Here is a 12,759-nt window from a genome sequence, read left to right as displayed (position 1 = left end):
TCAGGTACTAGGCGGGTAGCGGTCGCTCGGGGCGCTCTGGGCGTTCGGGGGTGGCGGGTACGCCGTGGTGGGGTAGCCGAATTGGCCGGGAGCGGGGGGTGGGGGTACGGGGGTCGCGGGCTGCCGACGGCTGCGTACGACCAGGGTGAGGGCGGCTGCGGCCAGGACGGCGGCGCCTGCGCCCAGGGCGAGCCAGAGGGGGGTGTTGCCGTCGTCGGAGGGCGTGGCCGTCGCCGCGGGGGACTGCTGGTCCGCGGGGGTGTCGTCCTGCGGGTCGCCGGGGGACGTGGCTTCTGGGGAGGCGGGGGGCTCCGCCGCGCTCAGGTCCGGGAGGGGGTACTCGTCCGCCGGGCCCGGGTTGCCGGGGGCCTCCAGGGCGATCCGGGGGCGGACGATGCCGTAACCGATGGAGTCGTTGCGTTCGGCGCCGTCGGTGGGGGCGCCGATGGTGTTGAGCATGACTCTCAGGACCTGGTTATTGGTCCAGTCGGGGTGCTCGGACCAGATGAGGGCGGCACTGGCGGAGGCCAGGGCGGTGGCGTCGCTGGTGCCGTGGGATGTGCAGAGACCGGTCTCGTTCCCGCAGGTGTGCACCATTTCCTCGCCGGGGGCCGCGATGTCCACCTGCGGGCCGTGCTGGGATTCGTCGGTACGGCGGAGATCCTTGCCCACTGCCCCGACCCCCACCACGCCGGGGGTGGCGCCGGGGTACTCGGGCAGATTGCCCTCGTCGCCGCTGTTCCCGACCGACGCGAAGATCAGCGAGCCCTTCGCCAGCGCGTACCGCACCGCCTCCGTGAGTTGTGGTGACCCCGCAGTGACACCGAGGGAGATGTTGATGATCTGGGCGCCCTCGTCGGCCGCGTAGCGAATCGCCTTCGGGGTGATCTCGTTGAACCGCTCCACCTGGGCGGCCTTGTTGGCCGCCGATTCCCCCGGCGGCACCCGGATGGGAAGGATCTTGGCGCCCGGAGCCAGTCCGAAGGCGCCCTTGCCCCCTCCCCAGGCACCGGTTCCGGCGATCAGACCGGCCATGCCGGTGCCATGCCCGTTGTAGTCCGTGTGCTCGTCCCCCGGCTCGTCCGGCGCGAAATCCTCGCCGGGCAGCACACGGCCCTCCAGGTCGGGATTGTCCGGATCGACTCCCGAGTCGATGACCGCCACCGTGACGCCCTCGCCCGTGCTGGTCTGCCACATGTCCTCTGCCTGCATGGCGTCGAGAAACCACTGCTGTTCTCGCGTCGACTCCGCGTAGGCGGGAGTTCCGGCCGCGCCCACCAGCAATACGCCGAGCGCCGTCGATGCCGCGGCCAGGCGATGCCGGCGCCGCGTACCGCTGATGAGCATGTGAGTCTCTTCGCCTTTCTGCTGTCAGTCGATGACCGGCGGCACGATACGACGTCCGTCGTTCGGCCTCCTGGTCTCCTCGTCCTCGGTCGCGCTGCGGCGCTCCCCGTGCCTGTTGTCCCTCCGGGACCGGGTCGTTCGGTTCTGCGGCATGGTGGCGCCTCGGCCGCCACTGCCCGTACGGGTGTCGGAGGGGATGCCTCCAGCGATGCCGCCCCTTGCTGCATTCGTCGAGCCGCTGATGCCCGAACCGGATGTTCCGGGTGAGCGTCCATCGGAGCGGCCCGGCTGCTGCTGCGGGCTGCCTCCCACGACGCCGTTCCGGGGCAGGGCCCCGCTGGCGGGCAGGGGCGCACGGCCGCTGGTAGCCGGAGCCTGCGGGCCGGTCGGCCGTCCGAGCGGCTGCCCGGCGGGGGCACCGCCAGGCCCCGCCGCTCCACGGGAGCCTTGGGTCTCACCACCGACCACCACACCCCGGGGAATGCCCGAGGTGCGCCCCTCGGCCGGTGTGGTGGGCCTGCCGCCGACAATGCCTTGGCTGCCGCCTCCCGGCACACCGGTGGTCCGCCCGGTCACACCGGTAGTACGCCCGGTCGCCGAGGCGACAGGACCGCCGCCGGGCAGCGGCGGTGTCCGCCCCGTCCCCACCGCGCGCACCGGCCCCGTCGCACGGTCCGGGGTTCTCTTGCCGCCGAACGCTGGTGGGACCGGGCCGGTCAGCAAAGGTCCACCGCCCTCGGCACGGGAGGGGCCGGGTGGAGTGGCTGTCGAACCGGGAGACGTCCGGTTCCCGTCCGGCATGGTCTCGACCGCGTTGACCTCCACCTGGGTCTCCACCGGGTCGGGGGCGGGCGATCGGACATGGTCCGGGGGCACCGACGCCGACACCGGCCGCGAGGATGAGGGCGATCCTGACTCGGTCGTCCCGTCCGCGCCCCCATACGTCGCCGGATAGACCGTGCCTCCCGGATCCGACGCCATCTGCTCACCTCCCCCAGGACGAGCGATCGACTCCATGGCGTAGCGGTTCTCCGGATCCCCCGGAACGAACGCCTCCGGCGGAGGCGGAAAGCGGGGCCTCTCCAAGCCATTCAGCTGGGTCGCCGACACCTGATACGTCTGGGCCAGCTTCCGCATCTCCGCCGCCGCGTCCTGGCGGACCCGTTCGCGGTCGGCGCGCAGGGCCGCGAGGTCGATCGCCGCCTCCGTGGAGATGGTGCGGGCGTCGGGGTCGTTGCGGGCCTCGGTGGCGGCGGCGAGGTTGGCCTCGGCCGACGGCATGTCACGGGGGATGGCGATCTGGGCCTGGGCGATGGCGGTGGAGGCGCGGCTGAGCCAGCTCGCGGACTCCTCGCTGAAGTCGCCCAGGCGGAGCGTCGCGTTGGCCAGGTCACCCGCCCAGGTGCGGAAGGCGTCCGCGCCCTCGCCCTTCCACTCGACCCACTGCGGGCGCACCTTCAGCTCTTCCGCGATCTTGTGGATCTCGTTCGCGACCGCGATCAGACGGTCCGCCGCCGCCTGGACCGTGCCGGCGTTCGCCTGGTCCAGCCAGGCCAGCATCTGTTCGTGGCTCATCGACTCGAACGGCGTACCGCCGTCCCCAGCGCCCCCGTTGGCCATCAGATCGTGCCTCCCGCGTCGTCCTCGGCCTCCGGTTGCGCGGTGTCCGATTCCGTACCTGTGTCCGTGGTCCGCGGGCCTGGGCGCTGCGGGTCGTACGTGCCGCCGTAGTGCTCCGTCGTCTCCGCGCTGATCGCCGCCATACGGTCGCGGACGTCCAGGTCCAGGTTCTCGTAGCCCTTGTGCGACGCCTGTACGGCGATGCCCATGCCCTCGATCGAGCCCGAGAGGAGCCGGGAGAGGCTCTCCAGCTCGCCGATGACCGTCTCGTACGAGCTGAACAGGCCCGTCGCCTCCGCCCATTGGCCGTCGCCGCCGCCGAACTGAACTCTGCTCAGGGGCTCCTCGCCCACCTGTCCCGGGCCCGCCGGGGACTCCTTCAGGTCGCGGATCAGCTCGTCCACGCGTCTCTTGAACTCCGTGAACGACGTGAACTCGGTGACGATGTCACCCACCGCGCTCCCCAGCACCCCGAAAGGCCCGGCCAGCAGTCCCGCGCCCCACGCACCCCCGAACCCTTCCGGCAGCACAACAGCCTCCCCGTGATGCGGACCAACCGTGACCGCACTCGCAACCATAACCGGCGGCAGTGACAAGCCGCAGACGCGCTGTGACCGGATTTCGCCGATTGCTATCGCGTGCTGTCGCAGCGTGCCGTCGGCCTCCGTGCCCTCAGTGGCCCTCGGTGGCCCTCGGTGGCCCTCAGTAACCCTGCGGGCGTACCACCCCCGACTCGTACGCGAACACCGCCGCCTGAGTACGGTCCCGCAGGCCCAGTTTGACGAGGATGCGGCCCACGTGGGTCTTGACCGTCTGCTCGGCCACCACCAGGTGTTCCGCGATCTCCGCGTTGGACAGGCCCTTCGCGATCAGGGACAGGACCTCCGTCTCGCGGTCCGTCAGGGCGGCCACGCGCTGTTTCAGGGGGACCGGGGCGGTGGTGCCCAGGCGGGAGAACTCGGCGATCAGCCGGCGGGTGATGCCGGGGGCCAGCAGCGCGTCCCCGGCGGCCACCACGCGTACCGCTTCGGCCAGTTGGTCGGCCGAAGCGTCCTTGAGGAGGAAGCCGGAGGCGCCCGCGCGCAGGGCCTCGTAGACATACTCGTCCAGGTCGAAGGTGGTCAGGACCAGGACCTTCGTCACGGGCATGGCGGTCGTGACCCGGCGGGTCGCCTCGATGCCGCCCAGTTCGGGCATGCGGATGTCCATCAGGACCACGTCCGGGGACAGTTCGGCCGCCTTCTCCACCGCTTCCAGGCCGTTCACCGCCTGGCCGATCACCTCGATGTCGGACTGCGTGTTGAGCAGCACGGTGAAGCCCTGCCGGACCATCTGCTGGTCGTCGGCGATCAGTACGCGGATCGTGCCGCTCGTCATGGGAAGTCCTTGGGGAAGTGGATCCGGAGGGGAGTGCCTGTCTCGTCGGGGGGCGCGAGGGACGTGCTCTCTCTGGGGAGGAACGCCGAGACGGAGTAGCCGCCTTGCAGGGTTCTGGTCGCGGTGAGCTGGCCGCCGAGCATCGTGGCCCGCTCCCGCATCCCGAGCAGACCGTGGCCCGCGCCCGGCGACGGCTGCACCGGGTGACTCGGACGGGAATTGATCACGCCCAAATACAGGCCCTCGGGGAAGTGGGTGATCTCCACGCGCACGTCCGAGCCCGGCGCGTGCCGCAGCGCGTTGCTGAGCGCCTCCTGGACGATGCGGTACGCCGAGAGTTCCATCCCCGGCGGGTACGGGCGGGCCGGTTCGCCCACGATGTCCGTGGTGATGGTGAGGCCCGCCGCCCGGGTGTTGTCGATCAGGTCGTCCAGGCGGTCCAGCGTCGGCTGCGGGGCGTCCGGCGCGACCCCGGCGCCCAGGCCCGCCGCGTCGTCGGGGTCCTCGGAGCGCAGCACGCCCAGAACGCGGCGGAGTTCGGTGAGCGCTTCCAGGGCGTTCTGGCGGATGCCGTCGAGGTTCTCCCTCAGCTCGTCCGACGGGTTCTCCACCAGATGCGGGGCCACCTGCGCCTGTATGGAGATCACCGACATGTGGTGCGCCACCACGTCGTGCAGCTCGCGCGCGATCCGGCTGCGCTCCTCCAAGAGGGTGCGCCGGGCCCGCTCCTCCGCCGTGATGCCCGCCTGTTCCACCAGTTCCACCCGCGCCACCCGGCGGCCCCGCAGTGCCGCCCCGAGAAGGGTGACGCCTGTGAACAGCGCCACCGCCACGGTGCCGGTCGACGTGTACTGGGTGCCGCCCAGCACTCCCTGGATGATCCAGGTGACCAGCGCCGTCACCCCGACAGCCGCCGTCGAGACCGGCGTCCGCACCCGCAGAGCCAGCAGGAACAGCACCAAAGCGTGTCCGCCCATCGCGGCTGGGCCCCACGGCCAGGGTGCGTTGGCCAGCGACGGATCGACGGGCAGTTGGTCCGGCACGCCCGGTCCGGGTGAGCCCCCGGGCCCTGGGTTGCCGACCAGGGGCGAATCGCCGAACAGTTCCTCGCGCGCGCCCAGTGCGGTCGCCACGAACGCCGCCAGCGACAGCCACCAGGTCGGCATGGGCAGCCACGGTGCCAGCACCACGGCCGCGCTCTGCGCCAGCCCGCACAGCACGGCGAACTCGACGCTCAGGTGATAGCCATCGAGCAACTGGTCCATGTTGGCCAGCAGGACGACGATCGCCGCCAGCACGACCAGGCCATGCGGCAGCCAGCGCAGCCACAGGGACGGCGGCATCGGGTCGTGCGACAGGTCCCGCAGTTCGGTCACCACGCCCCGCAACCAACCCACCGCGCGACGCGGATCCAGCCGCGCGTCCGCCCCGAGCGGCGCACCCGCCCCGAGTCGCGTATCCGCCCCGAGCCGGTCGGGCGACCCGAGCCGGTCGTGGCGCGCCTCCGCGACGCGCTCGCCCCGCTCCCCCTCGCCACCCTTCACACCGCTCACCCTAGACATCGGTCTCCCTCCCCCGTCGCGCCCCCGTAGCGCCCGCTGCAACCATCTCTTCGGACAGCCTGGCTCCCGGCACCTGCCGTGTCCGTACCACCCGCGATCTGCGGCCCTTCCGGCTCACGGAGGCGGCATGCTCCCAGGAGCGGAACGCCGCCCAGCACACGCCCAGTGCCAGGGCGAAGGCCGGGAGCCAGGCCAGGCGCCAGGCGACCCAGGCCAGGTCGTCGGGGCGGGTGTGCAGGCCGGGCAGCCGGCCGGCCAGCAGACCCGTCGCCGTGGTCGCCATCATGGCCGTCTGGTGCCAGAGGAAGACCGTCATGGCCGAGAGATTGACCAGCGCCACCGCCGCCCACGCCACCGGGCGACGCATCCCCCGGCGCAGCGGCCCGCGCAGCAGCAGGGCGAGACCGCACTGGGCCAGCCCGAAGGTGACCGCCGCCAGCGTCGACGGGTCGAGGTTGGAGACCTCGGCGCCCGGCACCCCGACCATCGAGGCCGGATACCCCGCCCAGGCCACCAGCCCGGCCGTCGCCACCGCCCCGCCGGTCAGCAGGATCCAACCCGCGCGGGGACGCTCCAGCTCGCCCCGCGTCCAGGCCGCGCCCAGCGTGTACGGCACCAGCCAGCCGGCCGCCAGATTCAGCCAGCCGAGCCAGTCGGGGCCGCCCAGGCCGAAGCGGACCAGATCCACGTGCAGCACGAGCGCCAGCGGCCACAGCGGGCTGACCCTGGTCAGCAGCGGGGTCGCCGCCGTCAGTACGGCGAAGACCAGCAGGAACCACAGGGGGGACAGGGCCAGTTTGACCAGGGTGTGGACGGTCGTGAGGTCGGCCGACGACAGCAGCAGCGCGGCCGTTGTCACCGTCCACAGGGTGAGGACGGCGGCCACCGGCCCGAAGAGGCGGGACAACCGGGCGGTCAGCCAGGGGCGGTAACCCACGCCGCGCGCCCGCGCCGACGCATGACTGCGGGTCGCCACATGCCCTCCCACCAGGAAGAACACCGCCAGTGTCTGGAACAGCCAGGAGGCCGGGGCCAGCCACGGCATCGGGTCCAGCGGGCTCGCGGCCCGCAGGGTGTCGCCGTCGGCGACCAGCGCCGTCACCAGCCAGTGGCCCAGCACCACACCGAGGATCGCGAAGGCGCGCAGGGCGTCCACCGCACGGTCCCGGTGCGCGGGTGTGGCCGCGTCCATCCGGGCGGCCCAGTGGCCGAGGGCGTGCCATCCGGAGCGCGTTCCTCGCCTCGCCTCAGTCATGGCTCACCTCCCCCGTCTCACCGAGCACGATCCGGGCCAGGTTGGCCAGCGACTCCGAGCCCGGAGTGAAGTAGTCGCTGTGTCCGCCGTCCCCGGCGGAGAAACGGCGGGCGCCGTACGCCGGGGACATCGGGTCGGTGCCGAAGCCGACGGTCGTGCCGAACAGGTCCGCCCGGAGGTGCGGCACCTGCGCGACCCAGTCGTCCGCCCCGCGTCCCGCCCAGACGCGGGCGGAGGTGCCCAGGTCCGACACCGTCTCCACGCCCGTTCCCGGACTGCCGGTGAAGGCGATGTCGTCGACGTCGAGACCGGGGGCCGCGCGGGCGCACACCACCGAACCGTAGGAGTGGCAGAGGAGGGCGATACGGGTGTCCTGGCCGCCGATCCCGTACAGACCGGCGATGAACTCCCGCAGGTCCGGCGCCGCTTCCTCCGCGCGGGACGTGGTCATCACCGTCGTACCGACCGTGCCCGGCGTCTCGTAGCCGAGCCAGGCGACGACCGCCGTGTGCGTGTCCGCCGGGGCCCGCTCGGTGAGCTGCCGGTGCAGGGACCGGGCGGCCGTGCGCAAGCGCGGGTATGTGTCGAGGGTGGTGTCGGAGCCGGGTATCAGGACGGCGACGCGGTCGGCCCGCGCCAGGTCGCCGAAGACCTCCGTGACCCGCCCCTGGCCCCGGCCGTCGAAGGCGAGCAGCAGGCGGCCAGGGTCGTCGGCCATCGCACGCTCCACCGCCGCCCGGCGGGCGTCGCCGTGCTCCTCGGCCATACCTGCGGCCTGGGCGGCGTTGGCGCGGTTCGCCGCGTACACCGCGTCCAGCGTGGCCGCCGTGACGCGGCCCGGGTCGGCGGGGAGTGGCGCGGGGACACGGGGGCGGGTGGCGGCGGCGAGAGGGACGACCAGCGCGGCCATGATGAGCGTGGCGAGGAGCGTCCGGAACCAGCGTGAGAAGCCGGGAGCGGCTCCACGCGTCGGGTCGGCGCCGCCGACGCCCGCCCGTCCTCCACCCGTCATGACAGCGACGCCGACGCCCCGCCGCCGTCCACTCGCCCCCGGCCCCGCCCACTCCCGCATGTCCCGCCCCTCCCCCTCGGCCCGTCCATCGGGCCGTTCTCATGGGAAAGTTACGGATCTCGGCTCGTCGTCCGCGTCCCGCCAGAGAGCCGTTCCGGAAGGTCACTCTCAGGTACTACGGGTATGACTCACTGACCCGCTGGGCCTCCGTGCCTTCTACCGTCTACCGTCCTAGCGGATCTCACCACGCAAGCTGCGCGATCTCCTCCACCACCACCGCGCACGCGTCCGCCGCAGGATCGATCAGCGGATAGTGGCCCACATCCTCCAGCAGCGTCAGTCCCACCACCTCGCCCGCCTTCGCCGCCGCCTCCGTGTACGACTCGGCGACCGCCTGCGGCACCACCGTGTCCCGCCGGCCCTGGACGACGGTCGTCGCGATGCCCGTGGGGAGCAGCTGGGCGGGATCGGCGTACGGCTGACGGCCCGCGAACTCGTCCTGGCCGCCCAGAAGTTGGACGGCCGCTCCCCCACACACGTCCAGCTTCTCCGCGACCGCGAAATCGGCGATCGGGGCGAGGGCGACGACCCCCCGCAGCGGGGCGGGCCGGGCGGTGCGCCAGGGCGAGTCGGCGGGCAGGAGGTGCCGCGCCGCCGCCCAGAGCGCGAGATGGCCGCCCGCGGAGTGGCCGGTGATCACCATACGGCGGGGGTCCGCCTGCGGGAGTACCTCCCGTACGAGGGCGGGGAGGGCGTCGAGCGCGGCGGCCATGTCATCGAAGGTGTCCGGCCAACGGCCCGCCGGCGCACCGGAGTCGGGGGCGTCCTGGCCGCCCGGCGCGCCCGGGAGGTCCAAGGCGCCCCGCCGATACTCGACGTTGGCCACCGCGAAGCCCCTGCGCGCCAGGAAACCGGCGAACGGAGTGATGTGGCGGCGGTCGTAGGCCGCCCGCCAGGCCCCGCCGTGCACGACGATGACCAGGGGCGCGAGCGGCGCCGGAGGCCCGGGATCCGCGGGCTCGTCGAGGTGCGGGGCGTAGAAGTCGATCACCTGGTCGGGGTGGTCGCCGTACGCGGCGGTGGCGTCCGGAGCGACGGGCGGGTGCGAGAAGGCGGACTCCTCCTCGGCGGCTTCTGCGGCGGCCCTTGCTACGGCGACGTCGTCCGGCATGCTCCAACCTCTCAGCGGCGAAATGGAATTGGCGGACCAGGTGGGGATTCGGCCGTTGGCCGGGACGGTATCAGGCCGGTGACGTGCGGGGACACGCGGATATCACGCTGGGTGAGGGCCAAACGGTTCTCTTGTTCCGGTACGGAGGTGTACGGGCGGTATCCACCCGCCCCACCGGGTCATCCGCACCGCCTACATCACCGGCACCACCCGCACCACCCGCACCACCCGGGCACCACCCGCGCCCGACAGCGAGCCCCCGAACAGAGGCCCGCCGCCGGGCGCCAGGTGCCGATCGACTCAGCCGACCAGCTACCCCCTAAGACCCTCGGGGAGGTCCTCCCCGAGGTCCTCCCCGAGAACCTCCCCCAAACCCCCCGCCGCCCGCTCCACATCCGCGAACCCCACATACAGGGGCGTGAAGCCGAAGCGCAGGACATCGGGCTCGCGGAAGTCGCCGACGATCCCCCGGTCGGCGAGGGCCCGCATCACCGCCCCCGCGTCCGCGCAGCGCAGCGCCACCTGGCTGCCCCGCCGCCCGTGGTCGTACGGGGTGATGCACTCGGCCCGTCCCTCGGGCACGTACGCGTCCACGCACTCCAGGAAGTAGTCCGTCAGAGCCAGGGACTTCGCGCGTACGTCCGTCATCGAGACGCCGTCCCACACCTCCAGCGCCGCCTCCAGTGCCAGCATCGAGAGGATGTCGGGCGTGCCGACCCGGCCCCGGACCGCGCCCGCCGCCGGTTCATAGACGCCGCGCATGCCGAACGGCTCCACATGGGAGTTCCAGCCGGGGAGCGGGGAGTCGAAGGCGTCCTGCCGGTCCCGGCTCACATACAGGTACGCCGGTGAACCCGGGCCCCCGTTCAGGTACTTGTACGTGCAGCCGACCGCCAGGTCCACCCCGTGCTCGTCCAGCCCCACGGGCAACGCGCCCGCGCTGTGGCACAGGTCCCACACCGCCAGGGCGCCCGCCGCACGGATCGCGGAGGTCAGGGCCGGGAGGTCGTACAGCCGGCCGGTGCGGTAGTCGACGTGGTTCAGCAGGACCGCCGCCGTACGTCCGCTCAGCGCGCCCGGCACCTCGTCCGGCTCCACCGCCCGTACCGTACGACCCGTAAGCCGGGCGGCGGACTGCGCGATGTAGCCGTCCGTGGGGAAGGTGCCGGCGTCCACCAGGATCTCGTCCCGGCCGTCCCCCGCGATACGTACGGCGCCCACCAGCGCCTTGAAGACGTTCACGCTGGTCGAGTCACCGACCACGATCTGGCCCGGCGCCGCGCCCACCAGCGGGGCGATCCGGTCGCCGATGCGCTCCGGCGCGGTCCACCAGCCGCTCTCCTCCCAGGAGCGGATGCGCAGCTCACCCCACTGGCGCTCGATGACGTCCGCCATGCGCGCGGGCACATGCGCGGGCAGCGCGCCCAGGGAGTTGCCGTCCAGATACACCGTGTCGTCCAGGACGAACGACGACCGCACCGCGGCCAGCGGGTCCTCGGCATCCAGCTTCCGGGCCTTCTCCGCCTTGAGGGCCGATGCCTCCTGGGCTGCCGCCTTGAGGCCCGCCGCCTTCCGAGTCGCCGCCCCGAGAGTCGCGTCAGACATAGGACCGCGCCGTCCACAGCTCGGGAAACACGTTCTTCCGGGCCCGCTTCTCCAGCCAGGCCACACCCGCCGAACCACCCGTACCGGCCTTCGCGCCCATCGCGCGCCGGGTCGCCACCAGATGGTCGTTGCGCCATCGCCACACCAGTTCGGCCACGTCGGTCAGGGCCTCGCCCAGCCGCGCGAGGCCGGAGTCCTGCCGCACCCCGTCGCCGTAGATCTCCGCCCACACCCGCTCGACGGCGTCATCCGCCTCGTACCGCAGCGACACGTCCCGTGTCAGTACCGCCTCCGGTACCCCGTACCCCCGGCGGGCCAGCAGCCGTACGACCTCGTCGTACAGGCTCGGCTCGTGCAGCGCCTTCTCCAGTTCCGCGTGGACGCGGGGCGCGCCGCGGTGCGGGACCAGCATGGACGACGACTTCTCGCCGAGCAGGAACTCCATCCGCCGGTACATCGCCGACTGGAAACCGGAACCGTCGCCGAGGGCGCCGCGATAGGAGTTGAACTGCCGCGGGGTGAGCTGGCCGAGCGGCTTCCAGGAGGCGTTCAGCGCCTCCAGCTCCCGCGCGGAACGCTTCAGCGCGTCGATCGCCGTCGGCACGTCGTCCGCGCGCAGCGCCGCCGCCGCGGTCTCCCACTCATGGACGACGACCGTGAACCACAGCTCCATGACCTGGGTCGTGACCAGGAAGACCATCTCTCCGGGATCGTCGGAGAGGGTGTGCTGGAGGTGGGTGAGTACGTCCGCCTTGACGTAGTCCTCGTACGGGGTGGTACCCCGGAAGTCGAGATGCGGAGCCGCGGGCTCGTGAGCCTCGTGGGACATCGCTGTCTCCTGATATGTACTCCGGGTAGCGGTCCGCCCCTGCCGATGCCGGCACGGGGGCCCCGGTCCCCACCCGCATCCTGCGCACCGCCCCGCCCTGCTCGCAAGGCGTACCCCGGGTACATCGCACGGCGTACCGGCATCCGCGCCCGGCGTCCGTGCCGTACCCGGGGCACACAAAGTACGCGGAACACGCTGAGGTACCCCGGATCACCCGGGGTACCTCAGCGCACCCTGCCCCCCGTCACCCCAGGGCAACCCAAGGGGTCACCCCGAGATCCCCCCGAGGTCACCCCAGGGTCTGCGCCGCCGTCGGCGAGGAGTCCTTCAGGAACTGCGTGCAGCGCTCGTACTCCTCCTGCTCCCCGATCGCCTGCGCGGCCCGCGCGAGGGCGTGCAGGGCGCGCAGGAAGCCACGGTTCGGCTCGTGCTCCCACGGCACCGGCCCATGGCCCTTCCAGCCGCTGCGGCGCAGCGAGTCAAGACCGCGGTGGTAGCCGGTACGCGCGTAGGCGTACGACTCCACCGTGCTGCGCCGCTCGTAGGCGTCGTCGGCGAGGACGGCCCAGGCGAGCGAGGAGGTGGGGTACTTCGCGGCGACCTCGGCGGCCGGGGACCCGCCCGCGAGCAGCTCGCGCGGCTCGGGGTCGTCGGGGAGATGGGTCGGGGGCGGTCCCCCGAGGAGGTTCTCGTGAATCGTCATGGGGTCCAGTCTCGTACATCCCGCGCATCCGTCTCCCCCTTGAGCTGCACGGGCTGAGCCGCACGGGCCCGGTCACCCGCGGACCACGGGACGCGGGGGGGCACTACCCCAGCCCTACCCCTCCCCAGCCCTACCCCTCCCCCGGCCTACTCCTCCCCCAGCCGCCCCGAGGACTTCACCCCCGGCTCCAGCGGCGGAGCCGTGATACTCCCGTGGGTCAGGCACTCCGGCCGGGTGCAGTCCGGCGGCGGTCGCCGTACCGTCGTGAAGGCGACCAC

Annotated in this window: 11 protein-coding genes; all 11 read right to left on the bottom strand. The window is 72.6% G+C overall.

The genetic code is table 11. The annotated features are described in order from the left end of the window. The 11 genes from mycP to ACFXAZ_RS30040 all read right to left on the bottom strand — a co-directional run bounded on the left by mycP (window position 1) and on the right by ACFXAZ_RS30040 (window position 12,481). Window positions 1-1,347, bottom strand: a complete 1,347-nt coding sequence (gene mycP, locus ACFXAZ_RS30090; RefSeq protein WP_384597559.1) for a type VII secretion-associated serine protease mycosin — start codon at window positions 1,345-1,347, stop codon at window positions 1-3. A 24-nt stretch (window positions 1,348-1,371) separates the two neighbouring features. Then, window positions 1,372-2,967, bottom strand: a complete 1,596-nt coding sequence (locus ACFXAZ_RS30085) for a translation initiation factor IF-2 (RefSeq protein WP_384597557.1) — start codon at window positions 2,965-2,967, stop codon at window positions 1,372-1,374. Beyond that, on the bottom strand, window positions 2,967-3,497 hold the full coding sequence (locus tag ACFXAZ_RS30080) for a hypothetical protein (RefSeq protein ID WP_384597555.1): 531 nt from the start codon (window positions 3,495-3,497) through the stop codon (window positions 2,967-2,969). Before ACFXAZ_RS30080 ends, ACFXAZ_RS30085 begins: the two co-directional genes overlap by 1 nt. A 172-nt stretch (window positions 3,498-3,669) precedes the next feature. Next, window positions 3,670-4,344 carry a response regulator gene (locus ACFXAZ_RS30075; protein WP_384597553.1) on the bottom strand — a complete coding sequence of 225 codons (675 nt, stop codon included), beginning with the start codon at window positions 4,342-4,344 and terminating at the stop codon, window positions 3,670-3,672. Next, on the bottom strand, window positions 4,341-5,687 hold the full coding sequence (locus tag ACFXAZ_RS30070) for a sensor histidine kinase (protein WP_384597594.1): 1,347 nt from the start codon (window positions 5,685-5,687) through the stop codon (window positions 4,341-4,343). Before ACFXAZ_RS30070 ends, ACFXAZ_RS30075 begins: the two co-directional genes overlap by 4 nt. A gap of 211 nt (window positions 5,688-5,898) precedes the next feature. Next, window positions 5,899-7,161: an acyltransferase gene (locus ACFXAZ_RS30065; protein ID WP_384597551.1), complete on the bottom strand. Its 1,263-nt coding sequence runs from the start codon at window positions 7,159-7,161 to the stop codon at window positions 5,899-5,901. Continuing rightward, on the bottom strand, window positions 7,154-8,173 hold the full coding sequence (locus tag ACFXAZ_RS30060; RefSeq protein WP_384597549.1) for an alpha/beta hydrolase: 1,020 nt from the start codon (window positions 8,171-8,173) through the stop codon (window positions 7,154-7,156). The genes ACFXAZ_RS30065 and ACFXAZ_RS30060 overlap by 8 nt, the downstream gene beginning before the upstream one ends. Window positions 8,174-8,414: 241 nt before the next feature. Next, the gene (locus tag ACFXAZ_RS30055) at window positions 8,415-9,344 is read right to left on the bottom strand and encodes an alpha/beta hydrolase (protein ID WP_384597548.1); all 930 of its coding nucleotides are present in this window, start codon (window positions 9,342-9,344) and stop codon (window positions 8,415-8,417) included. Window positions 9,345-9,656: 312 nt separating this feature from the next. Next, window positions 9,657-10,949 carry a kynureninase gene (gene kynU / locus ACFXAZ_RS30050; RefSeq protein WP_384597546.1) on the bottom strand — a complete coding sequence of 431 codons (1,293 nt, stop codon included), beginning with the start codon at window positions 10,947-10,949 and terminating at the stop codon, window positions 9,657-9,659. After that, the gene (locus ACFXAZ_RS30045; protein ID WP_384597544.1) at window positions 10,942-11,778 is read right to left on the bottom strand and encodes a tryptophan 2,3-dioxygenase family protein; all 837 of its coding nucleotides are present in this window, start codon (window positions 11,776-11,778) and stop codon (window positions 10,942-10,944) included. The genes kynU and ACFXAZ_RS30045 overlap by 8 nt, the downstream gene beginning before the upstream one ends. Window positions 11,779-12,067: 289 nt before the next feature. After that, entirely contained in the window at window positions 12,068-12,481 is a 414-nt protein-coding gene (locus ACFXAZ_RS30040) for a DUF3151 domain-containing protein (protein WP_382680835.1), read from the bottom strand. Window positions 12,482-12,759 lie beyond the last annotated feature (278 nt).

Source organism: Streptomyces sp. NPDC059477, from assembly GCF_042749375.1.
GTDB lineage: Bacteria > Actinomycetota > Actinomycetes > Streptomycetales > Streptomycetaceae > Streptomyces.
Note: the sequence above shows the minus strand (reverse complement) of the source record. Positions and strands in the feature narration are given on the sequence as shown.

What these genes read in the sequence shown, in the direction of transcription:
- ACFXAZ_RS30065 (WP_384597551.1), bottom strand. Translation starts at nt 7,161, where the DNA reads ATGACTGAGGCGAGGCGAGGAACGCGCTCCGGATGGCACGCCCTCGGC.
- ACFXAZ_RS30075 (WP_384597553.1), bottom strand. Translation starts at nt 4,344, where the DNA reads ATGACGAGCGGCACGATCCGCGTACTGATCGCCGACGACCAGCAGATG.
- ACFXAZ_RS30040 (WP_382680835.1), bottom strand. Translation starts at nt 12,481, where the DNA reads ATGACGATTCACGAGAACCTCCTCGGGGGACCGCCCCCGACCCATCTC.
- ACFXAZ_RS30085 (WP_384597557.1), bottom strand. Translation starts at nt 2,967, where the DNA reads ATGGCCAACGGGGGCGCTGGGGACGGCGGTACGCCGTTCGAGTCGATG.
- ACFXAZ_RS30060 (WP_384597549.1), bottom strand. Translation starts at nt 8,173, where the DNA reads ATGACGGGTGGAGGACGGGCGGGCGTCGGCGGCGCCGACCCGACGCGT.
- ACFXAZ_RS30055 (WP_384597548.1), bottom strand. Translation starts at nt 9,344, where the DNA reads ATGCCGGACGACGTCGCCGTAGCAAGGGCCGCCGCAGAAGCCGCCGAG.
- ACFXAZ_RS30045 (WP_384597544.1), bottom strand. Translation starts at nt 11,778, where the DNA reads ATGTCCCACGAGGCTCACGAGCCCGCGGCTCCGCATCTCGACTTCCGG.
- ACFXAZ_RS30070 (WP_384597594.1), bottom strand. Translation starts at nt 5,687, where the DNA reads ATGCCGCCGTCCCTGTGGCTGCGCTGGCTGCCGCATGGCCTGGTCGTG.
- kynU (WP_384597546.1), bottom strand. Translation starts at nt 10,949, where the DNA reads ATGTCTGACGCGACTCTCGGGGCGGCGACTCGGAAGGCGGCGGGCCTC.
- mycP (WP_384597559.1), bottom strand. Translation starts at nt 1,347, where the DNA reads ATGCTCATCAGCGGTACGCGGCGCCGGCATCGCCTGGCCGCGGCATCG.